The 24859-nt window shown below is 71.4% G+C and carries 27 protein-coding genes; 18 read left to right on the forward strand and 9 right to left on the reverse strand.

The features are described 5' to 3' along the window. Window positions 1-41: 41 nt before the first annotated feature. Genes Q392_RS28065 through Q392_RS28080 form a run of 4 tightly spaced genes read left to right on the forward strand, consistent with a single transcriptional unit; the run spans window position 42 to window position 3629 of the window. On the forward strand, window positions 42-665 hold the full coding sequence (locus Q392_RS28065; RefSeq protein ID WP_038216527.1) for a paraquat-inducible protein A: 624 nt from the start codon (window positions 42-44) through the stop codon (window positions 663-665). Continuing rightward, window positions 662-1378, forward strand: coding sequence for a paraquat-inducible protein A (locus tag Q392_RS28070; RefSeq protein WP_245610848.1), 717 nt, complete (start codon window positions 662-664; stop codon window positions 1376-1378). The genes Q392_RS28065 and Q392_RS28070 overlap by 4 nt, the downstream gene beginning before the upstream one ends. After that, a complete protein-coding gene (locus tag Q392_RS28075; RefSeq protein WP_038216542.1) occupies window positions 1375-3018 on the forward strand; it encodes a PqiB family protein in 1644 nt (547 codons plus the stop codon). Before Q392_RS28070 ends, Q392_RS28075 begins: the two co-directional genes overlap by 4 nt. Further along, window positions 3015-3629 carry a PqiC family protein gene (locus Q392_RS28080; protein ID WP_038216545.1) on the forward strand — a complete coding sequence of 205 codons (615 nt, stop codon included), beginning with the start codon at window positions 3015-3017 and terminating at the stop codon, window positions 3627-3629. The genes Q392_RS28075 and Q392_RS28080 overlap by 4 nt, the downstream gene beginning before the upstream one ends. A 15-nt stretch (window positions 3630-3644) precedes the next feature. Here the strand turns inward: Q392_RS28080 and Q392_RS28085 are convergent, their stop codons facing one another. The 4 genes from Q392_RS28085 to Q392_RS28100 form a co-directional block, all read right to left on the reverse strand. Next, window positions 3645-4742, reverse strand: a complete 1098-nt coding sequence (locus tag Q392_RS28085; RefSeq protein WP_051954028.1) for an SEL1-like repeat protein — start codon at window positions 4740-4742, stop codon at window positions 3645-3647. A 7-nt stretch (window positions 4743-4749) separates the two neighbouring features. Beyond that, window positions 4750-6441 (reverse strand): DUF4384 domain-containing protein, encoded by a 1692-nt coding sequence (locus Q392_RS28090; RefSeq protein ID WP_051954029.1) that lies wholly within the window; start codon window positions 6439-6441, stop codon window positions 4750-4752. Window positions 6442-6479: 38 nt separating this feature from the next. Beyond that, entirely contained in the window at window positions 6480-6884 is a 405-nt protein-coding gene (locus Q392_RS28095) for a hypothetical protein (protein WP_038216548.1), read from the reverse strand. A 77-nt stretch (window positions 6885-6961) separates the two neighbouring features. Further along, on the reverse strand, window positions 6962-7438 hold the full coding sequence (locus Q392_RS28100; RefSeq protein ID WP_051954030.1) for a hypothetical protein: 477 nt from the start codon (window positions 7436-7438) through the stop codon (window positions 6962-6964). A gap of 366 nt (window positions 7439-7804) precedes the next feature. Between Q392_RS28100 and Q392_RS28105 the strand changes: the two genes are divergently transcribed. From Q392_RS28105 to Q392_RS28130, 6 genes are all read left to right on the forward strand, one after another. Beyond that, window positions 7805-8578 (forward strand): LuxR C-terminal-related transcriptional regulator, encoded by a 774-nt coding sequence (locus tag Q392_RS28105; RefSeq protein ID WP_084217454.1) that lies wholly within the window; start codon window positions 7805-7807, stop codon window positions 8576-8578. 20 nt (window positions 8579-8598) lie between these two features. Beyond that, window positions 8599-9288: a sensor histidine kinase gene (locus Q392_RS28110; protein WP_051954031.1), complete on the forward strand. Its 690-nt coding sequence runs from the start codon at window positions 8599-8601 to the stop codon at window positions 9286-9288. A 58-nt stretch (window positions 9289-9346) separates the two neighbouring features. Further along, window positions 9347-11719, forward strand: a complete 2373-nt coding sequence (locus Q392_RS28115) for a Tex family protein (RefSeq protein WP_038216551.1) — start codon at window positions 9347-9349, stop codon at window positions 11717-11719. A 103-nt stretch (window positions 11720-11822) separates the two neighbouring features. Then, the gene (gene yjjJ, locus Q392_RS28120; RefSeq protein ID WP_084217455.1) at window positions 11823-13211 is read left to right on the forward strand and encodes a type II toxin-antitoxin system HipA family toxin YjjJ; all 1389 of its coding nucleotides are present in this window, start codon (window positions 11823-11825) and stop codon (window positions 13209-13211) included. 14 nt (window positions 13212-13225) lie between these two features. Further along, window positions 13226-14296: a patatin-like phospholipase family protein gene (locus Q392_RS28125; protein WP_038216557.1), complete on the forward strand. Its 1071-nt coding sequence runs from the start codon at window positions 13226-13228 to the stop codon at window positions 14294-14296. 65 nt (window positions 14297-14361) lie between these two features. Further along, the gene (locus tag Q392_RS28130) at window positions 14362-14583 is read left to right on the forward strand and encodes a hypothetical protein (RefSeq protein WP_038216560.1); all 222 of its coding nucleotides are present in this window, start codon (window positions 14362-14364) and stop codon (window positions 14581-14583) included. Here the strand turns inward: Q392_RS28130 and Q392_RS28135 are convergent. The 5 genes from Q392_RS28135 to Q392_RS28155 are packed head-to-tail and all read right to left on the reverse strand — an operon-like array spanning window position 14580 to window position 17890. Further along, a complete protein-coding gene (locus Q392_RS28135) occupies window positions 14580-15428 on the reverse strand; it encodes a fumarylacetoacetate hydrolase family protein (RefSeq protein ID WP_051954071.1) in 849 nt (282 codons plus the stop codon). The genes Q392_RS28130 and Q392_RS28135 overlap by 4 nt on opposite strands. Window positions 15429-15433: 5 nt before the next feature. Continuing rightward, window positions 15434-16273 carry a hypothetical protein gene (locus Q392_RS28140; RefSeq protein WP_038216563.1) on the reverse strand — a complete coding sequence of 280 codons (840 nt, stop codon included), beginning with the start codon at window positions 16271-16273 and terminating at the stop codon, window positions 15434-15436. A gap of 25 nt (window positions 16274-16298) precedes the next feature. Continuing rightward, window positions 16299-16619 carry an NIPSNAP family protein gene (locus tag Q392_RS28145; protein ID WP_038216566.1) on the reverse strand — a complete coding sequence of 107 codons (321 nt, stop codon included), beginning with the start codon at window positions 16617-16619 and terminating at the stop codon, window positions 16299-16301. Window positions 16620-16629: 10 nt separating this feature from the next. Then, a complete protein-coding gene (locus Q392_RS28150) occupies window positions 16630-17028 on the reverse strand; it encodes a cupin domain-containing protein (protein ID WP_038216569.1) in 399 nt (132 codons plus the stop codon). A gap of 31 nt (window positions 17029-17059) precedes the next feature. Further along, window positions 17060-17890: an SDR family NAD(P)-dependent oxidoreductase gene (locus tag Q392_RS28155; RefSeq protein WP_051954032.1), complete on the reverse strand. Its 831-nt coding sequence runs from the start codon at window positions 17888-17890 to the stop codon at window positions 17060-17062. Window positions 17891-18099: 209 nt separating this feature from the next. Between Q392_RS28155 and Q392_RS28160 the strand changes: the two genes are divergently transcribed. The 8 genes from Q392_RS28160 to Q392_RS28195 are packed head-to-tail and all read left to right on the forward strand — an operon-like array spanning window position 18100 to window position 24846. Further along, window positions 18100-19110, forward strand: coding sequence for a TRAP transporter substrate-binding protein (locus Q392_RS28160; RefSeq protein ID WP_038216573.1), 1011 nt, complete (start codon window positions 18100-18102; stop codon window positions 19108-19110). 16 nt (window positions 19111-19126) lie between these two features. Continuing rightward, window positions 19127-19675 carry a TRAP transporter small permease gene (locus tag Q392_RS28165; protein ID WP_038216576.1) on the forward strand — a complete coding sequence of 183 codons (549 nt, stop codon included), beginning with the start codon at window positions 19127-19129 and terminating at the stop codon, window positions 19673-19675. Next, a complete protein-coding gene (locus Q392_RS28170) occupies window positions 19672-20952 on the forward strand; it encodes a TRAP transporter large permease (RefSeq protein WP_038216579.1) in 1281 nt (426 codons plus the stop codon). Before Q392_RS28165 ends, Q392_RS28170 begins: the two co-directional genes overlap by 4 nt. Before the next feature lie 60 nt (window positions 20953-21012). Then, window positions 21013-21876, forward strand: coding sequence for an IclR family transcriptional regulator (locus tag Q392_RS28175; protein ID WP_038216581.1), 864 nt, complete (start codon window positions 21013-21015; stop codon window positions 21874-21876). Next, window positions 21876-22388, forward strand: coding sequence for a nuclear transport factor 2 family protein (locus tag Q392_RS28180; RefSeq protein WP_051954033.1), 513 nt, complete (start codon window positions 21876-21878; stop codon window positions 22386-22388). The genes Q392_RS28175 and Q392_RS28180 overlap by 1 nt, the downstream gene beginning before the upstream one ends. Continuing rightward, complete coding sequence (locus tag Q392_RS28185) at window positions 22385-23443, forward strand: SDR family oxidoreductase (protein WP_038216583.1); 1059 nt, start codon at window positions 22385-22387, stop codon at window positions 23441-23443. Before Q392_RS28180 ends, Q392_RS28185 begins: the two co-directional genes overlap by 4 nt. Next, window positions 23440-24132 (forward strand): EthD family reductase, encoded by a 693-nt coding sequence (locus Q392_RS28190; protein ID WP_038216597.1) that lies wholly within the window; start codon window positions 23440-23442, stop codon window positions 24130-24132. The genes Q392_RS28185 and Q392_RS28190 overlap by 4 nt, the downstream gene beginning before the upstream one ends. A 33-nt stretch (window positions 24133-24165) precedes the next feature. Then, entirely contained in the window at window positions 24166-24846 is a 681-nt protein-coding gene (locus tag Q392_RS28195) for a hypothetical protein (RefSeq protein ID WP_038216600.1), read from the forward strand. The last annotated feature ends 13 nt before the right edge of the window (window positions 24847-24859 follow it).

Below are 24859 nucleotides of genomic sequence, written 5' to 3' on the forward strand. Positions count from 1 at the left end.
GCCGTGCAATCCAGCCGGACGGGTGGTTCAGAATCGCCGCCATGAAACGAGTCCGCGGCCTGATGGTGTGCGAAGGCTGCGATGCGGTCTTCCGGCGGCCTGCGCTGGGCCGCAGGGAAGTCGCCCGCTGCCCGCGCTGCGGCACCGAACTGGCCCGCCACCACGGCCTGCAGCAGCAGCGCATTCTGCCCCTGGCTGTCGCCAGCCTCATTCTCTTCGCGATCGCCAACCTGTTCCCGATCGTGGAGATCGAACTGCGCGGGCTGCACAGCCAGACGACGCTGGTGGGCGCGGTGGTGGTGCTGTCGGGCGAGGGCATGTCGCTGGTGGCGATGCTGGTGCTGGCGACGACGCTGCTGTTCCCGCTGGTCCAACTGCTGATCCTGTGCTGGGTGCTGGTGCCGCTGGCCCGCGGCCGGCGCGCGCGCGGCTTCGGCTGGATGCTGGCGCTGCTGCAGTCGCTGCGCCCCTGGGGCATGGTGGAGGTCTTCCTGCTCGGCGTGCTGGTGGCGACGATCAAGCTCTCGGGCATGGCGACGGTGATCGCCGGCCCGGCGCTGTGGGCCTTCGTCGCGCTCACCGTGCTGCTGACGGTGGTGGTGTCCTTCGACCCGCGCGGGCTGTGGGACCTGGCTTTCCCCGCGGACGCGGAGGCGGCCGCTTGAGCACTACGGCGCGCGCCCGCCGCATGGCCGCGCTGGCGGCGCACGCCGCCACGCCGCACCTGCCGGTGCGTGCGGGCGAGGGTGAACCCGCCACCGCCGCGCAGCAGGGCCTGATCGAGTGCCACCGCTGCAGCGCCGTGTGGCAGGACGCGCCCGAGGGCGCCGCCTGCGGGCGCTGCGGCGCGCGGCTGCACCGGCGCAAGCGCCAGAGCATCGCGCTGACCTGGGCGCTGCTGGTGGCGGCGGCCATCATGTACCTGCCCGCCAACCTGCTGCCGGTGATGATCACGCGCAGCCTGTTCGGCACCCAGCAGGACACCATCCTCTCGGGCGTCATCTTCTTCTGGGTCTCCGGCTCCTACGGCCTGGCGGCGCTGATCTTCACGGCCAGCTTCCTGGTGCCGCTGTTCAAGCTGTCGGCACTGTTCGTGCTGGTGGTCATGGCGCAGCGGCGCAGCCCGTGGCGCCGGCGCGAGCGGGCGCGCCTGTACCAGTTGCTGGAGATCATCGGCCGCTGGTCCATGCTCGACGTGTTCGTGGTGGCGCTGCTGTCGGGCCTGGTACGCATGCAGGGGCTGGCGGAGATCACCGCCGGCGTGGGCATCGCCGCCTTCGGCGCGGTGGTGGTGCTGACCATGCTGGCCTCGCTCAGCTTCGACCCGCGCCTGACCTGGGACACCGGCCCAACGCAAGACGACAAGACGACGACATGAACGACGACGACAAGCACGAAGCCGCGGCCGCCACGCCGGAAGTGGTGCGGCGGCGCGACTGGCTGCCCTCGCTGATCTGGCTGATCCCCATCGTGGCGGCGCTGGTGGGCATCTCCCTGGTGGCGAAGATCCTCTGGAACCGCGGCCCCGAGATCGTCTTGAGCTTCAACACGGCCGAGGGCCTGGAAGCGGGCAAGACCGCCGTGAAATACAAGGACGTGCAGATCGGCACCGTGCACGAGATCCGCCTGGCGCGCGACCGCTCGCACGTGCGGGTGTCGGTGCAGCTCGACAAGGACGCGGCCGAGGGCTTCACCGCGCGGGACGCGCGCTACTGGGTGGTGCGCCCGCGCCTGGACACCTCCGGCATTTCGGGCCTGGGCACGCTGCTGTCGGGCGCCTACATCGGCGCCGACGCCGGCACCGCGGAAGAGAAGGCTCATGAATTCACCGGCCTGGAGGCGCCGCCCATCGTCACGCGCGACCTGAGCGGGCGCCAGTACACGCTGCGCGCCAGGGACGTCGGTTCGCTGGACATCGGCTCGCCGGTGTACTTCCGGCGCATCAAGGTGGGGCAGATCGCCTCCTACGAACTGGACGGCGACGGCCGGGGCGTGACGCTGCGCGTCTTCGTCAACGCGCCCTACGACAAGTTCGTCGGCGTCAACACGCGCTTCTGGCACGCCAGCGGGCTGGACGTGCAGCTCGGCGCCTCGGGCGTGACGCTGCGCACCCAGTCGCTGGCCACCATCCTGCTCGGCGGGGTGGCCTTCGCCGCGCCCGACGACGCGAACGGCCCGGTCGCGCCCGAGAACGCGACCTTCGCCCTGGCCGACGACGAGACGGCGGCGATGAAGGAGCCCGACGGCCCCTCGCAGACGCTGCTGATGTACTTCAACCAGTCGGTGCGCGGCCTGTCGCCGGGCGCGCCGGTGGACTTCCGCGGCGTGGTGATCGGCGAGGTCAAGTCGATCGGCGTGCAGTTCGACCGCGACGAGCGCCAGTTCCTGATGCCGGTGCTGGCCACCGTCTACCCGGACCGGCTGCGCCGCGCCAGCGTGGTGCAGGGTGTGGCGCCGACGGAGTCGAAGTACACGCAGGAGGAGCGCCTGCGCTTCCTCATCGGCCGCGGCCTGCGCGCGCAGCTTCGCACCGGGAACCTGCTCACCGGCCAGGCCTACGTGGCGCTGGACTTCTTCCCCAAGGAGAAGCCGGTGAAGGTGGACACCGCGCAGAACCCGATCGAACTGCCCACCGTGCAGAACAGCCTGGACGAGATCCAGTCGCAGGTGCAGGAGATCGCATCCAAGATCAACAAGATCCCGTTCGAGGAGATCTCGGCCGACCTGCGGCGCACGATGAAGTCGCTCGACCGGACGCTCGGCACGGCCGAGGCGACGGTGGCGCGCATCAACAATGACGTGACGCCGGAGCTGGCCGCCGCGATGAAGGACGCGCGCCGCACCATCGACAGCGCCGGCCGCACGCTGGCGGAGGACTCGCCGCTGCAGCAGGACCTGCGGCAGACGCTGCAGGAACTCACGCGCGCCGCGGGCTCGATCCGCGTGCTGACCGATTACCTCGAACGCCATCCCGAGTCGCTGCTGCGCGGCAAGCCCCAGGACGACAAGAAGCCATGAAACGCCTGTTCCTCCTCCCGATCCTCGCCCTGGCCGCGGGCCTGCTCGCGGCCTGCGGCACGCCGGTGACGCGCTACTACTCGCTGGCCGAGCCGCTGGCCGCCGCGCCGGCGCCGCAGGCCGCGCCGCCGGTCTTCATCGAGCTGGCGCCCCTGGCGCTGCCCGAGCGCCTGGCGCGCCCGCAGATGGTGGTGCGCAGCGGCGCCGACGCCAGCGCGCAGGTGGAGGTGCTGGAGCAGCACCGCTGGGCCTCCTCCTTCGAGAGCGAGCTGCGCGACGCGCTGGCCGCCGGCGTCGCCGCGCGCCTGGGCGCGGTCGACGTGACGAAGGGCGGCCGCGCGAACGGCGCGCCGGCCTGGCGCGTCGCGGTGCAGCTGCGCCAGTTCGACGCGGTGGAGGACAGCCGCGTCGATGCCGCGATGAGCTGGACGATCCGCCGCAGCGACGACACGCGCAGCGCCGCCTGCCGCTGGTCGGCCAGCGAGCCGGCGGGCGCCGGCATCGACGCGCTGGCGCAGAGCGCGCGGCGGCTCGTCGCCGGCGCGGCGCAGGCCATCGCGCAGCACCTGCGTGCGATGCAGGCCGGCACGGCCGCCGACTGCGCGGGCTGAGGCACCGCGCGCTCCTCAGCGCAGCAGCGGGGGCTCCTGGCGCCAGCGCGGCGGCAGCAGGTCGAACAGCGGCGTGCGGTCGCGCTGCAGGGGCAGGGCGGCCGGGGCGGCGACGTCCGGCCGCGGCCAGGCGGATGCGATGTCCAGCGCCGCCAGCTCGCGCATCCAGGCCACGTCGATCTGTCCGCCCGGCGCCGGCCGCGAGGTGATGAGCGCCAGCATGCGCTGCGCCTGCACGTTGCCCGCCTGCGCCGCCAGCTGGTAGAGCCGGATCGCCTCCGCGAAGTTGGCGGGCACGCCCTCGCCGCGATGGAAGCGCTGCGCCATCGCCAGCCACTGCTCGCCGGCCGAGGCGGCGCGCGAGCGCGGCGCGGGCAGGGGTGCGAGGCGCTGGCGAAGCAGTTGCACGTTGGCCGCCGCGGCAGGCGAGCGCGCTGCCGCCGACTCGAAGCTGCGCGCCGCGTCTTCCGGCCGGTCTTCGGCGAGCTGGGCGAAGCCCTGCTCGATCCGGGCCGCCGCATTGCCGCCGCGCGCGGCACGGGCCAGCAGCGCCTGCTGGCGGGCCTCCTGGCGGTGCGCCGCCGCGTCGCTGCCGGCGTGCGGCGCGGCCGAGGGCGGCGCCAGCCGTTCGCCCAGCAGCCACTCCAGGTACTGCGCGCGCGGCGCATCGACGGCGCGCAGCGCGGCGATCCAGCGCCGCGCCGCGGCCGGGTCGGCGGCGCCGCCGTCGCATGCCTCGATGGCGCACCAGGCCAGCCCGGCGGCGGCCATCGTCTCGCCCTGCGTGTAGGCCTGCGTCATCCAGCGGCGCGCCTCGCCCGGGCGGGTGCCGGGCACGATGCCGTTGAGGTGGAGCAGGGCCAGCCGCCAGGCGGCCTGGCGGCTGGCCGTGCCGCCGCCGGCCGCCAGCGCGCGCAGGTGCTGCAGCTCGGCCGCCAGGGCCGGGTCGTCCGGCCCGGCCAGCCGCGGCGCCGTGCGCTCGATCTGGGCGGGGTCGACCCCCGGCGCGGGCGGCGGCAGCGGCTGGACGCGCGCGGAGGCGCCGAGCGCGGCGGCGGCCAGCAGCACCGCCAGCGCCGGGCCGCGCCGGTGCGTGGGGCATCGCGCAGCCATCGCCGCCTCACCGGCGAGGGGCCGCGGCGGCGGCCGGGCGGGGCGGCGCCACCGTCCACTGCAGCGCGGCGCGGCCGAAGCCCTCGGCGCCCAGCGCCTGGGTGAAGGCATCGTCGACCGCGGCGGCGCTCCGCACGCTGGCGATCGGCTCCAGCGCCGGGCCGCGCAGGGCCTCGGGCAACTGGTCCGTCACCTCGTCCTCGGTGGCGTAGCAGACCACGCCCTGGCGGCCTGGGCCGCCGCCGTCGAGCACGAAGGCCGGCGAGGGACTCATCCAGTCCGGCAGCCGGGCCGCGATGCCGGCCGGCACGGCGCTGGCCGAGTTCACGTCGTTCGGCGTCAGGCGCATGACCACGCCGCGCTCCTCCCACATGTAGCAGTACAGGAAGGAGGCGCGCGAGACGGTGGCCGACAGGAAGATCTGCTCGCCGGCCTCGAAGGCGTCGCGGCCCGTCATGACGTTCTCGATCTGCATGTCGATGCGGCGCGGCTCGGGCGGGCTGCCCAGCGGCTGCACCGGGTGCGCGGACGCGACCTCCGAGGCCGGCGGCACCGGCAGCGGCGTGCTGCTGGTGGGCGCCCAGCCGATGCGCGCCAGGTGGCCCTGCGCGTCCAGGCCGACGAAGCCGCCCAGCGCCTTCTCGTAGGTGGGGAAGTTCAGCTCGCCGCTGGCCGGCATGCCGCGGTCGGTCTGGAAGCGCGCCAGCGCCTCGCGCAGTTGCGGCGACTGCAGCGGCAGCGGCTGCGCCTGCGCGGGCAGGTAGCCCTGCATCACCAGCGACTGCTGCACCAGGGCCGAGCGCGTCTGCGCCGCGCCTTCCTCGTACCAGTCGCGCATGGTGCGCTGGAACTCGGGGTGCGCCTGGTCCAGCGTGAGGCACTGCCAGTAGGGCACGCGCGCCCACTTGCCCACCAGCTCGATGGTGGCCAGCTCGACCAGCGTGCGCATGGCGGCGCCGGCGCCCTGGGTGTAGTCGCGCCCGATGGTGAACTGCACCCCGTACGAGCCGATGCGCCCGGCCAGGTCCAGCCCTTCGCCGCCAGTGCCGATGATGACCTCGTTGGCCGAGTCCAGGCCGGGGATCAGCGTGCGCGTGCGGAAGTCGCCCAGGTGCAGCTCCAGCGCCACCAGCGCCGCGTTGCGGCTGCGGCTGTAGCCGGTCTCCAGCCGCGAGGCCGAGGTGCCGAAGTCGGCATGGCCGCTGAGCACGTTCTGGTCGAGGTAGGAGATCGCGCCCGAGAAGTACAGGCCCGGGCGCTGGAGCTGGAGCTGGTTGTTGTTCAGCAGGATGGTGGTCAGCGTCTGCACCGTGTCCTGGCGCGCCAGCTCGACCTCGTAGTCGACGTAGCGGAAGGCATTGCTGGTGCGCGACATCTGCGACAGGGCCGTGATGATCATGTCCTTGGTCGCCACCGGCATCTTGCCGGAGTAGTCGGGGATCTGCTTGCTGGTGACCAGCGTGGTCGGCAGCTCGGCGGCGCGCAGCATGCGGTCCATGCAGGCCAGCGACTCGGAGAAGCTGGACACCGAGCGCACCGGCCGGTTGTTGGGCCGGTCGGCGACGTGCGCGTGCGACTGGAAGGCCTTGTCGCGCCGCGCATCCATCGGCATGGCGCAGCCCGCCAGCAGGACGACGGCGGCCAGGCCCAGTACGCCCAGGTGCGCGAGGCCCGCCGGACGCGGTGGTCGGTGGTTCATGGCATGTCTCCCTGCGGCAGGAAAAAGGTGGCTGCCTGCTAGCGGCAGACGTTGACCACGTCGCCGCGCAGCACGACGACCTGGTCCTGGCCCTTGGGGCCGTACTGGCTGAAGCCGTTGCCGGCCGGCGCGGCGGCGCCCAGGTCCTGGATGCAGGTCTTGTTCATGCCTTCGCTGGCGGCCTGCGTCGTCAGGTCCTTGTCGGTGCGCATGCCGGCCGGGTTGCCCATGGCCTTGGACTCGAAGCGCACCACGCGGGCGCGCAGCCAGCTCGGCATGCCGTCGGTGAGCACGGCGTCGGACGAGCGCGGCGCCGGCGCGGTCGGCAGCATGTTCACGTTCTGCTTCTGCGTCAGGACGACGGGGTCCTCGCCGGGAGCGGCCCAGGCGAGGGCGGGTGCGGCCAGGGCCAGCCAGGCGGCGGGAAGGCGGGAGGCTCTCATGACGGACTCCTCGGGGGCGCGGGAGGAAGGGGCCCCGGCCGCGCGCACGCCGGGGCGCGCGGGCCGGAGCGGGCTCGTCAGCGGCCGTGCTTGTCGGCGCGGCGCTCGTACACGCCCGTGCAGGTCACGCAGGCGTTGTTGGAGGCGATGTTCTGGATCGCCAGCGACTTGGCGCCGTCGGCCAGGTTGCTCACATGCGCGCCGTCGCCCAGCGTGATCTGCGTGGACTTGCCGGCGATCGTCACGTCGCCCAGGTTGGACGAGACGTTCTGGCTGGCGATGGCGTCGTGGCCCTTGGCTTCGTTCGTGAACGAGCTGTTCTTGGTCGCCACGACCTGCAGCGACTGGGCGCGGCTCTCGACCTGCACGTTGCCCGCGTTGCTGGCCAGGTTCTGGTTGGCGAAGGTGTCGGCGTTCGACTTGTTCGACACCGACGTGTTCTTCAGCACCGCGATCTGGGTCGACGTGCCGTCGATGTTGATGCCGGTGGACGGGCCGGTGGCGAGTGCCGTCCCGGAGGCCAGCACGGCGGCAATGACAAGAAGCTTCTTCATGATCGTTCCCTCGAAGGAAAGAGTTGGATGAAGACGCCCGGCAGGCGTGGCTGCCACCCCGGTCGCCAGCGCCGCAAGGCCCATGTCCTTGCAGCACCGGGACCGAGTCTGGGCAGCCGCCGCGGGGGCGCAAATGCCCTGGCCGGGGCAGTCCGTGGGTATGGCCGACGGACTACCCCCCGCAGGTCAGCATCTTCGATGAACGAACGATTTACAGAGTGAAGTGCCAGGCGTAGAAAAAAGGTGTCGTCAAGGAAATACTTGGCGAAACGGGGGAGTTACGAAGTGCAAGTGCCGCGAGCAATCGAAAAGCGGCCGGCACGGCCTGGAGACGGCCGCCCGACGGCGGTCGAGAAGGAGACCGGAGTGGATGCATGGGCTCAGCAGGATGCCGCCGCCGTCCTTTGCCGCGGCATCGTGATCGATGAGGACCCGCGCAGGGCGGGCCCGGCCTGGCCGGCGCACCTGACGGGCCAGGCGGCCCGGCCGGTGCGCGTGGTGGTGGTCGACGACGACGCCGGCGCGCGCCGGCTCATCGCCCAGTCGCTGGTGCGCGACGAACGCGTGTCGCTGGAAGGCGAGGCCGCCAGCCTGGCGGAGGGGCGGCGCCTGCTGGCGCGCTGCGCCTTCGACGTCGCGCTGATCGACCTGCGCCTGGGCGACGGCTGCGGGCTGGAGCTGGTCGAGGCGGTGCAGCGCGGCCGCAGCGAGGCCGAGTGCATCGTCGTCTCGGCGCTGGAGGACGAGCGCCGGGTGCTGCGCGCCTTCGAGCTGGGCGCCACCGGCTACCTGCTCAAGCACTGCTGGTTCCAGGACTACGCGCGGGCCGTGCTGGAGGTGGCCAACGGCGGCGCGGCGATCACGCCCAGCCTGGCGCGGCGCCTGCTGTCGCGGCTGCCGCGAGCCGAGCCGCGCACCGGCGCCCTGGCGCCGCCGCCGGCGCCGTCGGGCACGCTGTCGTCGCGCGAGTGCGAGATCCTGCGGCTGGTGGCGGCCGGCCACGTCAACGACGAGGTGGCGAGGGAACTGGACATCAGCGCGCAGACGGTGCACTCGCACCTCAAGAGCATCTACCGCAAGCTGCGCGTGCACACGCGCGCCCAGGCCGTCGGCCTGGCAGGCCAGCGCGGGCTGCTCTGAGCCCGGACCGGACGCGCGCCATGCCTTGCTCGGCGGGACGGCGGCGTTGGCTTGCCGCGGGTGCGCTGCTCGCCGCCGCACTGATCGGCGCGCGGGCGCTGCGGGCGCCCCGCCCGGAGGTCGACGACGACGAGGCGGCCCTGCAGCGCCTGGCGGCCGACCTGCACGACGGCGTGGGCGCCCGGCTCGGCGCGCTGCTGGCCGCGCTCGATCCGCACGACGCCGCGCAGCGGCCGCTGTGCCTGGCGCTGCACGACTGCCTGCTGGAGCTGCAGATGGCGGTGGACGACATCGACGTCTTCGACGGCGAGGCCGTGCCCGAGCGCCTGGGCCGGCTGCGCCACCGCATGCAGCCGGCGCTGGACCGCCTGGGCATCCGGCTGGAGTGGCAGGTCTCGCCCGACGGCCTGGGCGTGGGCGGCGTGCGGGCGCGCGAGGTGGGACGCATCGCGCAGGAGGCGCTGTCGAACGTGCTGCGCCACGCGCAGGCCACCAAGGTGGCGTTCCGCTGGGGCGCGGACGCGCGCGGCCGTCCCACGCTGCAGGTGGTGGACGACGGCGTCGGCCTGGCGCCGCCCGCCCGGGCGCCCGGCCGCGGGCTGGCCGGCATGGGCCGCCGCGCACAGCGCATCGGCGGCGAACTGCAGGCGATGCCGCTGGCGCCGCACGGCACCGCGGTGCTGCTGCGGCTGCCCGCCGGCCCCGGCTGAGCGGCGCGGGCCCTATGGCAAACTCCCGCGCTTTTCCCCCAGGGCAGACCCGCAAAAGATGCAGAAGATCATTCGCCAGATCGCCGCCGAACTGAAGGTGGGCGAGCACCAGGTCCAGGCCGCGACCGACCTGCTGGACGGCGGCGCCACGGTGCCGTTCATCGCCCGCTACCGCAAGGAGGCCACCGGCGGCCTGGACGATGCGCAGTTGCGCGAGCTGGAAGTGCGCCTGACCTACCTGCGCGAGCTGGAGGAACGCCGCGCGGTGGTGCTCAAGGCCATCGACGAGCAGGGCAAGCTGACGGACGCGCTGCGCGTCGCCATCGCCACGGCGCCGACCAAGCAGGAGCTGGAGGACATCTACCTGCCCTACAAGCAGAAGCGGCGCACCAAGGGGCAGATCGCGCGCGAGTTCGGCATCGAGCCCTTGGCGGACAAGTTGCTGGCTGATCCGACGCTGGACCCGGCGGTGGAAGCGCAGGCCTTCCTGAAGCCGGCCACCACGCTCGATGACGGCAAGCCCGGCCCGGACTTCTCCACCGTGCAGGCCGTGCTCGACGGCGTGCGCGACATCCTCTCCGAGCGCTGGGCCGAGGACGCGGCGCTGGTGCAGTCGCTGCGCGAATGGCTGTGGGCCGAGGGGCTGCTCAAGTCCTCGCTGGTGGCCGGCAAGAACGAGAACGACCCCGAGGTCGCCAAGTTCCGCGACTACTTCGACTACGACGAGCCGATCGGCCGCGTGCCCTCGCACCGCGCGCTGGCGGTGTTCCGCGGGCGGCAGCTGGAAGTGCTGGATGCCAAGCTGGTGCTGCCGGTCGAGCCCGAGCCGGGCAAGCCCAGCATCGCCGAAGGCCGCATCGCGCTGCACCTGGGCTGGAGCCACCAGGGCCGCAAGGCCGACGACCTGATCCGCAAGTGCGTGGCCTGGACGTGGCGCGTCAAGCTCAGCCTGTCGAGCGAGCGCGACCTGTTCACCCGCCTGCGCGAAGACGCCGAGAAGGTCGCCATCAAGGTCTTCGCCGACAACCTGCGCGACCTGCTGCTGGCCGCGCCCGCCGGCGAGCGCGTGGTGATGGGCCTGGACCCCGGCATCCGCACCGGCGTGAAGGTGGCCGTGGTGGACGCCACCGGCAAGCTGGTCGACACCGCCACCGTCTATCCGCACGAGCCGCGCAAGGACTGGGAAGGCTCGCTGCACACCCTGGGCAAGCTCGCCGCCAAGCACGGCGTCAACCTCATCGCCATCGGCAACGGCACCGCCAGCCGCGAGACCGACAAGCTGGCGGCCGACCTCATCAAGCTGCTGGCGAAGATGAGCGAGCAGGCCGGCGCGCCCGCGCCGAAGGTCGAGAAGGTGGTGGTCAGCGAGGCCGGCGCCTCGGTCTACAGCGCCAGCGAGTACGCCAGCCAGGAGATGCCCGACGTGGACGTCAGCCTGCGCGGCGCCGCCAGCATCGCGCGCCGCGTGCAGGACCCGCTGGCCGAGCTGGTGAAGATCGACCCCAAGAGCATCGGCGTCGGCCAGTACCAGCACGACGTGAACCAGAGCGAGCTGGCACGCACCCTGGGCGCGGTGGTGGAGGACTGCGTGAACGCCGTCGGCGTGGACCTGAACACCGCCAGCGTGCCGCTGCTCAGCCGCGTGTCGGGCCTCACGCCCAGCGTGGCCAAGGCCGTGGTGCGCTGGCGCGAGTCGCACGGCGCCTTCTCCACCCGCCGCCAGCTGATGGAGGTGACGGGCTTCGGCCCCAAGGCTTTCGAGCAGAGCGCGGGCTTCCTGCGCATCCGCGGCGGCGCCGACCCGCTGGACATGACCGGCGTGCACCCCGAGACCTACCCGCTGGTCGAGAAGATCATCGAGAAGACCGGCAAGCCGGTGGCCGAGCTGATGGGCCGCGCCGAGATGCTCAAGACGCTCAAGCCCGAACTGTTCGCGGGCGGGCAGTTCGGCGTCATCACCGTCAAGGACATCCTGACCGAGCTGGAGAAGCCCGGCCGCGACCCGCGCCCCGACTTCAAGGTGGCGCGCTTCAACGAGGGTGTGGAGGACATCGCCGACCTGAAGGAAGGCATGGTGCTCGAAGGCACGGTGAGCAACGTCGCACAGTTCGGCGCCTTCGTGGACCTGGGCGTGCACCAGGACGGGCTGGTGCACGTGAGCCAGCTCTCCTACAAGTTCGTCAACGACGCGCGCGAGGTCGTGAAGACCGGCGACATCGTGAAGGTCAAGGTGATGGAAGTGGACGTGGCGCGCAAGCGCATCGGCCTGACCATGAAGCTGGACGCGCCCACCGGCGCACGGCGCGACGGCCCGCGCGAGAACCGCTTCGAGGGCGCGCCGCGCGGGCAGGGCGGCCGCCGCGACAGCGCGCCGCAGCCCGGCGGCCAGATGGCGGCGGCCTTTGCCAAGCTGCAGGGATTGCGTCGATAATCCTTCAAACTATCTGATCGATAGAGTGCCGGATAAAATATTCAACTCATTGATTTCATTGAATTTTATTCGGAAAAATCACTCTGAGAATCTTCTCTGAAACATGCCTCCTCCGGCTCTCGCAAGCGTTGAGCAGTTGCGCCGCCTGTTGGCCATACGGCCGGTGGCAGCAGCGGCCGAGCTGGCCCGCACGCTGGGGGTAAGCGTTCCCACGGTGCACCGGTTGCTGGCTCGCCTGCCTGCGGGCGAGTTGGTCACTGCCGGCAAGGCTCGCCGTGCACGCTATGCGCTGAGCCGGACCCTGCGCGGCGGAAGTGCGGTGTTCCCGGCCTTTCGTGTGGACAGGAATGGAAGGCTTGAGAACGCAGGGTCTCTGGCACTGCTGCATCTGACGGGAAGCTGGATGCCGCTGGCGCCGCTCGGATGGCCCGTTCCGGAGGACGCCCGGGATGGCTGGTGGCCTGGGCTTCCCTATCCGCTCTATCAGATGCGTCCCCAGGGCTACATGGGCCGGCAGTTTGCGCGCGCCGAGCATCTGCGGCTCGCCTTGCCCCAGGACGTATCGGCCTGGAGCGATGACGATGTCCTGTTTGCCATGTGCCAGGCCGGCAGCGACCTCAGCGGCGACCTCATCGTGGGAGAGCCGGCGTGCGAGTTGTGGCTGCGGGAGCGGGCGCAGGAGGCCGGCCCCGTCAGCGCGAATGAGACGGTGCTGCACTACGAGCAGTTGGCGCAGCGCGCGGTGGCCGCAGGCGTTCCCGGCTCCAGTGCGGCAGGCGAGTTTCCGAAGTTCACGGCGCGTCGCGCCCTGGACGGCGCCTCGACGCCCCACGTCATCGTCAAATTCTCGGGGGCTGATGAATCCGCCAGCGTGCAGCGCTGGTCGGACCTGCTGGTGTGCGAGCATCTGGCGCTTCAGCACATCACCGCCTTGCCGGGCATCAAGGCGGCACGCAGCCGGATCCTGCATGGCGGTGGGCGCGTCTTTCTGGAAGTGGAACGCTTCGACCGGCATGGAGATGCCGGACGCAGCCCGCTGTGCGCCTTGGATGTGGTGGACGCCGCATTTGTCGGAAGCGGCTCGACCGACTGGACCAAGGTCGTTGCGGGCCTGCTGGAGCTCGATGTCGTGGACGGCGCCTTGCTGTCCGCAGCCACCCGGCTCTGGTGGTACGGCCGGCTGATCGCCAACACCGACATGCATCTGGGCAATCTCGCGCTCGAACCCGATGGAGGCGGGCGGTTCTCCCTGGCACCTGCCTATGACATGCTGCCCATGCGCTATGCACCGCTGGCAGGAGGAGAAGTGCCGACACCGGAACCCGAGTTCGCGCTTCCTCTGCCCGATCAGCGGACCGCCTGGTTCGAGGCCTGTGCCGTCGCGCTGGCGTTCTGGGACAGTGCGGCAACCGACGCGCGCATCAGCAGCGGCTTCCGCGCCGTGTGCCTGGCGCAACGGGACGCACTCGAGCGGTTGCGCGAACGGGCCTGACCTGCCGACGCAACATGAAAGCGCTCCGCATCCACGCCGGCCCGGCGGCCCGGGCCCACATCGCCGGGCACGGGCTCGCGCCCGCCCACGTGAAGGTCATCCCGGGCGCCGCCGGCGGGCCCAAGGGGCTGATCCTCGGGCCGCTGGACCGCTTCCTGTTCGGCGAATGGCTGCCGCAGTCGTCGCAGCCCATCGACCTGGTGGGCGCCTCGATCGGCGCCTGGCGGCTCGCCACGGCCTGCCTGCGCGACCCGGCCGGGGCCTTCGCCCGCTTCGAGCACGACTACGTGCACCAGCGCTTCGACATCCCGGCCGGCCAGAAGCGCCTGACGGCCGCGCAGGTGAGCGCCGATTTCAGCCGCAACCTGCAGGGCTTCTTCGGCGGCCGCGCCGGTGAGGTGCTTTCGCATCCGCGCTATCGGCTGCACGTCGTCACGGCACGCGGGCGGCACATCCTCGGGCGCGAGGGCAGGGCGCGCACCGTCGCCGGCTACCTGGGCGCCTTCGCCAGCAACAGCCTGAGTCGGCGCAGCCTGGGCGCCTGGCTGGAGCGCTGCGTGTTCTCCGTGCCCGGCGCGGCGCTGCCCTTCGACACGCTGGACTTCCGCACGCGCCGCGTGGCGCTGGATGAGGCCAACTTCCAGCCGGCGCTGCAGGCCTCGTGCTCCATCCCCTTCGTGCTGCAGGCGGTGCACGACATCCCGGGCGCGCCGCCCGGCGCCTACTGGGACGGCGGCATCACCGACTACCACCTGCACCTGCAGTACCGCGCCGCCGAGGGCATCGTGCTCTACCCACACTTCCAGCAAAGCGTGGTGCCCGGCTGGCTCGACAAGGGCCTGAAGTGGCGGCACCGGGCCACGCCCTTCCTCGACCGCATGGTGGTCCTGGCGCCGGATCCGGAATGGGTGCGCACGCTGCCCGGCGGCAAGCTGCCGGACCGCACCGACTTCACCGGCTACGGCGGCGACACCGAGGCACGCATCGCCGCCTGGGCAAGGGCCACGCGCGAGGCGCAGCGCCTGGCGGACGAATGGGCCGAGTGGCTGCGCCGGCCCGATCCGGCGGCCGTGCGGCCGCTGTGATGCACGGCACGGCCGGCGTGGATACTCGGGCCCTCGACCACTTCACGGACGGACGGAATCCCACCATGAACGCCACCCGCATCATCGGCATCGTGCTCATCGTCGCCGGCATCGTCGCGCTGTCCCTCGGCGGCTTCAGCTTCACCAAGGAGACGCACCAGGCCAAGATCGGCCCGCTCGAGCTGTCGGTGAAGGAGAAGGAGACGGTCAACGTGCCGACCTGGGCCGGCGTGGCGGCCATCGTGGTCGGCGGCGCGCTGGTGCTGCTGGGCGGCAAGCGGGGTTAGCCCGGCAGGCGGCCGATGCGGTTCGACAGGCAGCCGATCCGCTCGATCTCGACGTCCACCTGATCCCCCTCCCTGAGCCACACGGGAGGCTGCCGCGCGAAGCCCACGCCGGCCGGCGTGCCCATGACGATGACGTCGCCGGGCTCCAGGGTCATGCACTGCGTGAGGATCTCGATGGTCTCGGCCACGCCGAAGATCATCGAGGAGGTGTTGGCGTCCTGCATGACCCGGCCGTTGACGCGGCACTGGATGCGCAGATCGCGTCCGCCGGGCGGCAGTTCGCTCGCCAGCACCAGCGCCGGGCCGAAGGGTCCGCTGGCGTCGAAGTTCTTGCCGATGGTCCACTGCGGCGTCTTCTTCTGGTAGTCGCGCACCGACAGGTCGTTGAAGCAGGTGTAGCCCAGCACCAGGTCCAGCGCCCGCTCGCGCGGCACCTGCTTGCCGCGCCGGCCGATGACCACCGCCAGCTCGGCCTCGTAGTCGTACTGCGACGACACCGCGGGCAGCGGCGCCGGTTCGCCGTGCGCCAGCAGCGAGCTCGGCGCGCGCAGGAAGAACCAGGGGTATGTGGGCCTCTCGCGGCCCCCTTCCTTGGCGTGATCGAAATAGTTCAGGCCCAGGCAGATGATCTTGCCCGGCCGCGTCAGCAGCGGCGCGAAGCGCGCGGTCTCGGCGGGGATGCGTTCGCCGGGCGAGCGGGCGCGCTGCGCCAGGTCCTCGCCGCGCATGATGCGCTCGCCAAGTTCGGCCGACGGATCGTCGGCGGCCGGCAGCAGGCGGTAGTGGTCGCCGTCGGTGACGGCCGCGCGCGCGGCGCCTTCGTGGATGAGGTTGACGAATGCCACGGCGCTCACTTCAGCAGCAGGGCCGCCGCCTCGCGCGCCGTCTGGCCGACGCGCACGCCCTTGGCCTGCGCCACGCTGTTGGCGGCGCTGATCACGCCGTCGAAGTAGGTGCTCTGGCCGTCGCCCATGCGCGCGGTCAGCGCGTCGACCGAGGCACCGGCGATGCCGTCGGCCTCCACGTCCTGCAGCGCGGAGATGCCCGACTGGTTCTTGCCGATGCCGCCGTCGGAGCAGATGAAGGCCCAGGGGCGGAACTGGCGGAAGTACTCGACCACGCTGCGGCCGGTGTGCCCGGCGGTGCACAGCACGTTGCGCTCGCGGTCCTCGGGCAGCGCGAAGGCGATGGAGTCCGTGCAGACGATGCTGCGGCCGTGCTCGCCGGTGTGGACCACGAGGCGGCGCGCGGGATCGAAGGAGGCGGGCTTGAGCGCACCGGTCTTGAAGGCCTCGGCCACCTCGCGCACCTGCATGCCCGGCGCGATGCCCAGGCGCTGCGCGCTGTCGTTCACGCGGCTGATGACGCCGTTCTCGTACAGGTCCCGGCCGTTGCCCATCTCGGCGGTCATGGTGTCGGTCGCGGCGGCGGGCACGCCCAGGGCCTCGTAGTACCACAGGCCGGCGATGCCCGCGCCGTCCTTGCCGATGGCGCAGTCCAGGCCGACCACGGCGCGCGGCCGCGCCGACATCACCATGCGCGCGCAGAGCACGCCGGAGTAGGACGCGTTGACCACCACGTCGCCCTGGCAGGGGTGCGCGGCCACGTAGGCCTCGACGTGCGTGGCCGAGTCGAACACCAGCGTGCGGCCGGCGGCGGTTTCGTGCAGGGTGGGAAGGTGCAGTGCCATGGGTGTGCGGTCGTTGAAGAGGAGGTCAGCGGATGGGGGAGAAGTCGGCCGGCACGAGCAGCCGGTTGTTCATCGACTTGAGCATGGGGCGGATCTTCACCAGGTAGTCCTGCCACAGGGGCTCGCCAGCGAGCGCGGCGCGGCGGCGCACGCGCTCCTCGAAGCTGTCGTAGCCCCACAGGTGCACGACGGCGTTGAGCTCACCGATCTCCGTGACGAAGTAGCCCAGGAGCCTGCCCAGGGTCTTCACCTGCAGGTCCAGGGCGCCGCTGCGGCGATAGAGATCCAGGTACATGGCGGGAGTGTGCTCTGCGTGCAGCACGTAGCAGCGTTCTTCGATCAGCATGGTCACGTGGTCACTTCAATTCCTGACCCGCCAATTCGCCCACGAGAAACCTGTTGGGCTTGAGAAAGAAGGAGAGCACCAATGCACCTCCGGGCGAACGCGCGACGTGGCGGTTGCCCTTGGGCCGCCAGACGTAGTCGCCCTCGCGCACCTCGCCCTCGTCGTCGACGATGCTGCCGGAGATCACGTAGGTCTGCTCGATCTCCACGTGCTCGTGCAGCGGCAGCGCCGTGCCCGGCTGCCAGCGGAACAGCGCGGTGAGCAGGCCGCTCTGCACGTCCTCCATCAGCACCTTCATGTCGATGCCGGGCGTGGGCGTGGGCTTCCAGGGCAGCGCGTCCACATTGACGTAGCGCGAATCGAGGGGGGCGAGCGCCTGCTCGCCGGCGAGGCCGGGGGTGGTGGCCATGGTGTGCACCTTTCTTTGTGTGAGAGGGGAGTCAGTGCCCGTGGCCGCCGTACTGGTCGGCCTTCGGCTGGGCGTGCATGAGCGGGGTCTCGAGGAAGCCGCCGTCGACGACCAGGTCCTGGCCGTTGACGAAGCCGGCGGCGTCGCTCGCCAGGTAGGCCACCGCGTCGGCGATGTCGCCGGTCGTGCCGAGCCGACGCACCGGGACCAGGCCGGTGCGCCATTGCAGCATCTCGTCGCTGGCGTAGTGCACGGCCGACAGCGGCGTGCGGATGAAGCCGGGGCTGACCGCGTTGGCGCGTATGCCGCGCGGGCCCCATTCCACGGCGGTGTGCCGCGTGAGCGCCAGCACGCCGGCCTTGCTCACGCTGTAGGCGGGCGAGGCGTTGGGCTTGCCGGCGGCGATGGAGCCGATGTTGACGATGCTGCCGCGCCCGCGCGCCAGCATCAGCGCGCCGAACGCGCGTGTGCAGAGGAAGGGGCCGCGCAGGTTGACGGCCATCAGGCGGTCCCAGTCCGCCAGGTCCATGCCGTCGAGCGCGGCATGCCGGCCCAGCACGCCCGCGTTGTTCACCAGGATGTCGCAGCCGCCGAGCTGCGCGTGCACCCGTTCCGCCGCGGCCGCCACCGAGTCCGGGTCGGCGATGTCGCAGACGCCGGCCAGGCCGCGCGTCGGCAGGCTCCGGCGCAGGTACTCCAGCTCGGCCGCCGCGCGCGGCAGATCGAGCAGCGCGACGGCGGCGCCCAGCGCGGCGAGCCGCTGCGCGATGGCGGTGCCGATGCCGCCGGCGGCGCCGGTCACGACCGCGACGCGGCCGTCGAGACGGTGGCGCTCCGCGGGCGCGTCCGTGTGGTCGTTCATGGCTGTCTCCCTTCCCGGAAACGGCCGGGCGTGGATGGAATCAAGTCTCACTAAAAGATAAATACCATCATATGCGACTTTTGATTTTTATACTAATACGGGAAATTCACTAGACTTCGACATGCTCGTCGCGACTATCCTCCGGCCCCGTTCAGGCCCGCATGGCGAGCCCGCGCCCATCCACTCACCCCGACACAGGAGACTCCCCCATGAAGCTTCGTCATCTCGCACTCGTCGCCACCCTGGTCGCGGCATCCGCCGGCGCACTGGCGCAGGACGTGCGCGACCGCGTGATCAAGTTCGGCCACCTCGTGCAGCCGGGCCACCCCATCGCCCTGGGCACCGAGAAGTTCGCCGAGCTGGTGGCCAGCAAGAGCGGCGGCAAGATGAAGGTGCGCGAGTACGGCGCCTCCGTGCTGGGCAGCGAGACCCAGCAGGTCGGTGCGCTCCAGGGCGGGGTGCAGGAGATGTTCGCCCCGGCCACCACCTCCGTGGCCTCGCTGGTCAAGGAGATGAGCCTCATCGACACGCCGTTCTCCTTCAGCAATGCAAAGCAGGTGGACGCCCTGCTGCAGGGTCCCTTCGGCCAGGCCATGCTGAAGAAGCTGGAAGACAAGGGCCTGGTCGGCCTGGACTACTGGGAGACGGGCTTTCGCAACGTCACCAACAGCCGCAAGCCGGTGACGACCCCCGAGGACGTCAAGGGCCTGAAGATCCGCGTGATGGGCAACCCGCTGTTCCTGGAGTCCTTCTCGGCACTGGGCACCAACCCCGTCCCCATGGCCTTCGGCGAGCTCTACGGCGCGCTGGAGTCGCATGCGCTCGACGCACAGGAGAACCCCTACAGCATCGTGCTGACCAGCAAGTTCTACGAGGTGCAGAAGTACATGAGCGTGACCAACCACGTGTACACCGCCAACCCCGTGCTGGTGAGCAAGAAGTTCTGGGACCGGCTGTCGCCCGCCGAGCAGAAGATCCTGCGCGATGCCGCCCGCGAGGCCGGGGCCTACCACCGCGCGCTCAGCCGCGAGGCCGCCGAGAAGGACCGCAAGGCCCTGCTGGCCAAGGGCATGCAGATCAACGACGTGCCCAAGGAAACCATCGCCAGGATGCGCGAGGTCACCAAGCCGGTGGCCGACAAGTTCGCCGCCACCTACGACCCGGCGCTGGTGGAGCTGTATCGCGCCGAGATGAAGAAGATCCACGAGACGGTGCACTGATCGCCGGGACGACCGGATGAAGCGCCTGATCGACCTGTACTGCCGGCTGCTCGACGTGCTCAACGCCGCGCTGCTGGCCGCCATCCTCGTGCTCGTGTTCGGCAACGTGGTGCTGCGCTACGGCTTCAACGCCGGCATCCTGATCTCCGAGGAACTGTCGCGCTGGCTTTTCGTCTGGCTCACCTTCCTCGGCGCCATCGTGGCGTTGCACGAGCGTGCGCACCTGGGCACCGACATGGTGGTCAGCCGGCTGGCCCGGCCGGCGCGGCTGGCCTGCTTCGGCGTCGCGCACGTGATCATGCTGTACGTGTCCTGGCTGCTGCTGTCCGGCAGCTACACCCAGGCCGAACTCAACCTGGACGTGAGCGCGCCCGTGAGCGGCATCCCGGTGGCGGTGTTCTACGCCTCGGGCATCGTCTTCGGCATGTCGGCCATCGCCTTGCTGGCCTACGCGCTGTTGCGCCTGCTCGGCGGCCGGCTCAGCGACGCCGAGACCGTCATGGTGCGCGAGTCCGAAGACGAGCCCCACACCTACCAAAGCGCCCCTGCGGAGTCTTCCCGATGACCGTCGTCATCTTCCTCGGCGCGCTGCTGGCCGCCATGGCCATCGGCATCCCGATCGCCTATTCGCTGCTGGCTTCCGGTGTCGCACTCATGTGGCACCTGGACATGTTCGACGCCCAGATCCTGGCGCAGAACGTGATCAACGGTGCCGACAGCTTCCCGCTGCTGGCGGTGCCGCTGTTCATGCTGGCCGGCGAGATCATGAACGTGGGCGGCCTGTCGCAGCGCATCGTCAACCTGGCCATGACCCTGGTGGGGCACAAGCGCGGCGGCCTGGGCTATGTCACCGTCATCGCCGCGTGCCTGATGGCGGCGCTCTCGGGCTCCGCCGTCGCCGACGCGGCGGCGCTGTCGGCGCTGCTGCTGCCCATGATGGTGCGCGCGGGGCACGACCCGGCGCGCGCCGGCGGGCTCATCTCGGCCTCCAGCGTCATCGCGCCCGTCATCCCGCCGTCGATCGCCTTCATCATCTTCGGCGTCGCCGGCAACGTGTCCATCGGCAAGCTGTTCATGGCCGGCATCGTGCCCGGCCTGCTGATGGGGGTGGCGGTGGCCGGCACCTGGGCGTGGGTCAGCCGCCGCGAGCAGGTCACCTTGCCGCCGCGCGCCTCGCGCGCCGACCAGCTTCGCGCGCTGCGCGGTTCGCTGTGGGCGCTGGCGCTGCCGCTCATCGTGCTCGTGGGCCTGAAGATGGGCGTCTTCACGCCGACCGAGGCCGCGGCCGTGGCGGCGGTGTACTCGCTGTTCGTGGCGACCGTGGTCTACCGCGAGCTCGACCTGCGCGCGCTGTACCGGGTGTTCGTGTCGGCGGCCAAGACGACCGCCGTGGTGATGTTCCTCATCGCCGCCGCCATGGTCTCGGCCTGGCTGATTACCGTCGCCGACATCCCGGGCGAGGTCACGCGCATGCTGGAGCCGCTGCTGCAGCATCCGACGCTGCTGATGCTGGCCATGATGCTGCTGGTGATGGCGGTGGGCACCGCCATGGACATGACGCCGACGGTGCTGATCCTCACGCCCGTGCTCATGCCCGTGGTCAACGCCGCCGGCATCGACCCGGTGTACTTCGGCGTGCTGTTCATCATGAACAACGCCATCGGCCTGGTCACGCCGCCTGTTGGTACAGTGCTCAACGTCGTGGCCGGGGTGGGGCGCATGTCCATGGACAGGATCACCATGGGGGTGATGCCCTTCATGATCGCCCAGTTCGGACTGCTGCTGCTGCTCGTGTTCTGCCCGTGGCTGGTGACGGTGCCGGCGCGCTGGTTCGGCGGATGAGGCGCCGGAGCCCCATGCCCGGCCTCTTCGCCCTCCCCATGAACCGGACGTGAGCAGACCGTGAACAGCAGCTTCGCCAAAGGCCTGAGTATCCTGGACTACTTCCGGGAAGGACGCATCAGCGCGCACCTCGACGACCTCGTCGAGGCGCTCGGCACATCGCGCGCGACCACCTACCGCTACCTCGGCACGCTGTGCGATGCCGGGCTACTGGCATCCATGGCGGGCGGGGTGTACGTGCTGGGGCCGCGCATCGTCGAGCTGGACCGCCTGATGCGCATCAGCGACCCGCTGCTCACCGCCAGCAGCAAGCTCATGCACGAGGTGGCCGCGCGGCGCAAGCTCAACATGATGCTGGCGAGCTTCTACCGCGACAGCATCATGTGCGTGGACATCGCCTGGCCCGATGCCTCCATCGCCAGGCACTTCGAGCGCGGGCGGCCCATGTCGCTGTTCCGCGGCGCCATGGCCAAGATCATCCTGGCGCACCTCTCGCCCTACCAGTTGCGCAACATGGCGCTGCACCACGCGGACGAGATCCGCGCCGCCGGGCTGGGCAACAACTGGGCCGAGTTCCGCACCCAGATGGCGCAGCTGGCGCGCCAGGGCTACGCCATCACCCGCGCCGAGATGGTGGCTGGCACCGGCGGCATCTCGGCGCCGATCTTCGACCCCGAGGGCAAGGTGCTGGGCAGCATCACCTTCGTGGTGGCGGAAAGCCGCTGGGAGGCCACCGACTTCGACCGCCTGCGCCGCTCGATCGTGGAGACCGCGCAGCAGATCACCGAGACCATCGCCCGGCAGAAGTCGGGCGGCGAGGGCGGGGAGATGCCGGCAAAGGCCGATCCCCCGCCGGCCGACAAGCCGGCACCCGCGGCCCGCCGCCGGGCCGCGTCAAGAAAGAAGAAGGACACGCAGACGTGATGGACATGCGAGAGAAGTTCGAGGCGCTGGAGGACATCCGGTCGCTGAAGGCGCGGTACTGCCGCTACATCGACACCAAGCAGTGGGAGCGCCTGCGCGGGCTGTTCAGCGCCGGTGCGCGCTTCGAAGGCTTCGGCTCGGCGCCCGAGGGCGCGGACGCCGACGCCTTCGTGGCCGGCGTGTCCGCGCGCCTGGCCGATGCCGTTTCCGTCCACCACTGCCACACGCCGGAGATCGTGTTCCTGTCGCCGGAGCGCGCCCGCGCTGTCTGGGCCATGCAGGACCACCTCGAATGGCCGCAGCCGATCCGCCTGAAGGAGGCGCCCGAGGCCCGGGGCTTCACCGGCTGGGGCCACTACGAGGAAGCGTATGTCCGCGAGGACGGCGCCTGGAAGATGGACTTCCTGCGGCTCACACGCCTGCGCATCGACCCGCTGCCCGTCGGCGGCGCCTTCCCGGACACCGCCGGGCTGCGTCGCGCCGCGCCCGACTGGCTGGACGCCCGGGCATGAAGCACGCCCTCGTCGTCGGCTCGACCGGCGTGATCGGCGGCGCCATCGCCCGCCACCTTGCGCGCGCCGGCGACTGGCGCGTCACCTGCGCCACCCGGGGCGGTTCGGCGCCCGCCGGCGCCCAGGGCCTCGCGGTCGATCTGCTCGACCCTGCCTCGGTGCGCTCGGCGGCCGCGGCGCTGGCGCCGGTCACGCACGTGTTCTACGCGGCCTACCAGCACCGGCCCACGCGCACCGAGGAGGTGGCGCCCAACCTGGCCATGCTGCGCCACGCCATCGACCTCGGCGAAGCGCAGCCCGGCGCCCTGCAGCGCTTCGTGCTCGTCACAGGCGGCAAGTACTACGGCCTGCAGTGGGGCGCCATCAAGACGCCGGCCCGCGAGACGGACCCGCGCCACCTGGGGCCCAACTTCTACTACGCGCAGCAGGACCACCTGGCCGAGCGCGCGGCGGCCGCGGGCTGGACCTGGTCGCACCTGATTCCACCCTACGTCACGGGCTTCTCCGAACGCGCGCCCATGAACCTGGTGATGGCGATCGGGGTGCTGGCGACGCTGTCGCGCGAGCAGGGCCTGCCGCTGCGCTTTCCCGGCCCCGCGGCTTCGTGGAACGCACTGCACCACCTGGCCGACGCGGACCAGATCGCCGCTGCCGCCGCGTGGTGCGCCACCGGTGCGACGGCGGCCAACGAAATCTTCAACATCGCCAACGGCGACCCCGGCCGCTGGCGCAACAGCTGGCCTGTGGTCGCGGGCCACTTCGACCTGGCGGCGGGCGAGCCGATGCCCGTGCCGCTGACGCAGGTGGCGGCGGAACTCGCGCCGCTGTGGCGGCGCATCGCCGAACGCGAGGACCTGCGCCAGCCCGACCTGCATGCCTTGGTCGACTGGCAATGGGCCGACTACATGTTCAAGACCGCCTTCTCCAATGACGTGCTGTTCGAGCTCGGCAAGATCCGCCGCGCCGGCTTCGGCGGCTGCCTCGACTCCGAGGCGGCACTGCTGGGCCGCTTCGAGGAATTGCGGCAGCAGCGCCTCATCCCCCGGTCCCGATGACGATCTACCGCAGCGCCCTGATCAGCCGCCGCGAGGGCCTGAGCGAAGCTCGGTTCCGCGACCACTGGATCCGCATCCACGGCGAACTCGCCTCGCATCTGCCCGGCGTCGGCACCTACCGCCAGAACCACATCGCCGAGCGCTTCCACGAGGCCGGCGACGTGCCGGTGCAAGCCATCGACGGCATTTCGCAGCTCGCCTTCGGCAGCATCGCGGCGATGGAGGTCTCCGACGCCTCGCCAGAGTACGCCAGGGTGAAGGCCGACATTCCGCTGTTCCAGGGCGGCATCACCATCCTCGTGCTGCAGGCCGAGCGGCTGTTCGGCAGCGAGCGCCTCGAGCGCGGCCAGCACCCGGCCAAGCTGCTGTGGCTGTCCACCCGCCGAGCGGGCGTGCCGGCCGACGGCCTGCAGGCGCGCTGGCTGCGCGAGTCGGCGGCGGCCGGCGTGGCCGTGCCCGGCGCGCGCCGCCAGGTGCAGAACTTCGTGGTAGACCGCAGCCACCCGGTGCACGCGGGCGTGCCCGCCGGCAGCGCCGACGCGGTGGAAGCGCTCTCGGAGCTGTGGTTCGACGACGTCGAAGCGCTGCGCGCCGGGCTGGCCTCGCCGGCCGGTCAGCGCCTGGTCCACGCCGACCCGCTGCTGGCACCGATCGCGGTCTACCGCATCGAGGAAATCCACATCATTTGAAGCCCGGCGCAGCCGGGGCAAGGAGACACATCCATGTCGGTTCTGGGTCGAGCGGCGCTGGCCATGTGGTGGAGCATGGCGCCGGAGATGCGTGCGGAGTTCGAGCACTGGCACGCGCACGAGCATTTCCCGGAGCGGCTGGGCATCCCCGGCTTCCTGCGCGCCGCGCGCTGGACCGCGGCCGACGGCGGCGAAGGCATCTTCGTGATGTACGAACTGCGCGACCATGACGTGCTGTCGTCGGCGCCGTACCTCGAGCGGCTCAACGCACCCACGCCCTGGTCCACGCGGCTGATGCCGCACCACCGTGACATGGTGCGCAGCCAGTGCCACGTGCTGGAAAGCCGCGGCGGCGCCGTGGCGCGGCACGCGCTCACGATCCGCCTGTCGCCCGCCGCCGGGCAGGCCGACCGCCTGCGCCCGGCCCTCGCGCTGCTGGCGGGCGAGGCCATGCTGGCGCCAGGCATCGTCGGCATGCACCTGCTGCGGCACGAGGCGCCGGCCATCGCGGCGACGCAGGAGCAGAAGATCCGCGGTGGCGACGCCGTGGCCGACTGGGTGCTGGTGACGTGCGGCTACGACGCGCAGGCCCTCGAGGCGCTGTCCGCGTCGAGGCTGTCGGAGCAGGCGCTTGCGGAGATCGGCGCGGCCGCCGGCGCGGTGCGGGCGCTGTACACGCTGGCACAGGCCGCCACGCCGCCGGAGATGACGTAGCCGGGAAGCGGGC

This window comes from Xenophilus azovorans DSM 13620 (assembly GCF_000745855.1).
GTDB lineage: Bacteria > Pseudomonadota > Gammaproteobacteria > Burkholderiales > Burkholderiaceae_C > Xenophilus > Xenophilus azovorans.

What these genes read in the sequence shown, in the direction of transcription:
- Q392_RS28065 (WP_038216527.1), top strand. Translation starts at nt 42, where the DNA reads ATGAAACGAGTCCGCGGCCTGATGGTGTGCGAAGGCTGCGATGCGGTC.
- Q392_RS28075 (WP_038216542.1), top strand. Translation starts at nt 1,375, where the DNA reads ATGAACGACGACGACAAGCACGAAGCCGCGGCCGCCACGCCGGAAGTG.
- Q392_RS28080 (WP_038216545.1), top strand. Translation starts at nt 3,015, where the DNA reads ATGAAACGCCTGTTCCTCCTCCCGATCCTCGCCCTGGCCGCGGGCCTG.
- Q392_RS28085 (WP_051954028.1), bottom strand. Translation starts at nt 4,742, where the DNA reads ATGGCTGCGCGATGCCCCACGCACCGGCGCGGCCCGGCGCTGGCGGTG.
- Q392_RS28090 (WP_051954029.1), bottom strand. Translation starts at nt 6,441, where the DNA reads ATGAACCACCGACCACCGCGTCCGGCGGGCCTCGCGCACCTGGGCGTA.
- Q392_RS28095 (WP_038216548.1), bottom strand. Translation starts at nt 6,884, where the DNA reads ATGAGAGCCTCCCGCCTTCCCGCCGCCTGGCTGGCCCTGGCCGCACCC.
- Q392_RS28100 (WP_051954030.1), bottom strand. Translation starts at nt 7,438, where the DNA reads ATGAAGAAGCTTCTTGTCATTGCCGCCGTGCTGGCCTCCGGGACGGCA.
- Q392_RS28110 (WP_051954031.1), top strand. Translation starts at nt 8,599, where the DNA reads ATGCCTTGCTCGGCGGGACGGCGGCGTTGGCTTGCCGCGGGTGCGCTG.
- Q392_RS28115 (WP_038216551.1), top strand. Translation starts at nt 9,347, where the DNA reads ATGCAGAAGATCATTCGCCAGATCGCCGCCGAACTGAAGGTGGGCGAG.
- yjjJ (WP_084217455.1), top strand. Translation starts at nt 11,823, where the DNA reads ATGCCTCCTCCGGCTCTCGCAAGCGTTGAGCAGTTGCGCCGCCTGTTG.
- Q392_RS28125 (WP_038216557.1), top strand. Translation starts at nt 13,226, where the DNA reads ATGAAAGCGCTCCGCATCCACGCCGGCCCGGCGGCCCGGGCCCACATC.
- Q392_RS28130 (WP_038216560.1), top strand. Translation starts at nt 14,362, where the DNA reads ATGAACGCCACCCGCATCATCGGCATCGTGCTCATCGTCGCCGGCATC.
- Q392_RS28140 (WP_038216563.1), bottom strand. Translation starts at nt 16,273, where the DNA reads ATGGCACTGCACCTTCCCACCCTGCACGAAACCGCCGCCGGCCGCACG.
- Q392_RS28145 (WP_038216566.1), bottom strand. Translation starts at nt 16,619, where the DNA reads ATGCTGATCGAAGAACGCTGCTACGTGCTGCACGCAGAGCACACTCCC.
- Q392_RS28150 (WP_038216569.1), bottom strand. Translation starts at nt 17,028, where the DNA reads ATGGCCACCACCCCCGGCCTCGCCGGCGAGCAGGCGCTCGCCCCCCTC.
- Q392_RS28155 (WP_051954032.1), bottom strand. Translation starts at nt 17,890, where the DNA reads ATGAACGACCACACGGACGCGCCCGCGGAGCGCCACCGTCTCGACGGC.
- Q392_RS28160 (WP_038216573.1), top strand. Translation starts at nt 18,100, where the DNA reads ATGAAGCTTCGTCATCTCGCACTCGTCGCCACCCTGGTCGCGGCATCC.
- Q392_RS28165 (WP_038216576.1), top strand. Translation starts at nt 19,127, where the DNA reads ATGAAGCGCCTGATCGACCTGTACTGCCGGCTGCTCGACGTGCTCAAC.
- Q392_RS28170 (WP_038216579.1), top strand. Translation starts at nt 19,672, where the DNA reads ATGACCGTCGTCATCTTCCTCGGCGCGCTGCTGGCCGCCATGGCCATC.
- Q392_RS28180 (WP_051954033.1), top strand. Translation starts at nt 21,876, where the DNA reads ATGGACATGCGAGAGAAGTTCGAGGCGCTGGAGGACATCCGGTCGCTG.
- Q392_RS28185 (WP_038216583.1), top strand. Translation starts at nt 22,385, where the DNA reads ATGAAGCACGCCCTCGTCGTCGGCTCGACCGGCGTGATCGGCGGCGCC.
- Q392_RS28190 (WP_038216597.1), top strand. Translation starts at nt 23,440, where the DNA reads ATGACGATCTACCGCAGCGCCCTGATCAGCCGCCGCGAGGGCCTGAGC.
- Q392_RS28195 (WP_038216600.1), top strand. Translation starts at nt 24,166, where the DNA reads ATGTCGGTTCTGGGTCGAGCGGCGCTGGCCATGTGGTGGAGCATGGCG.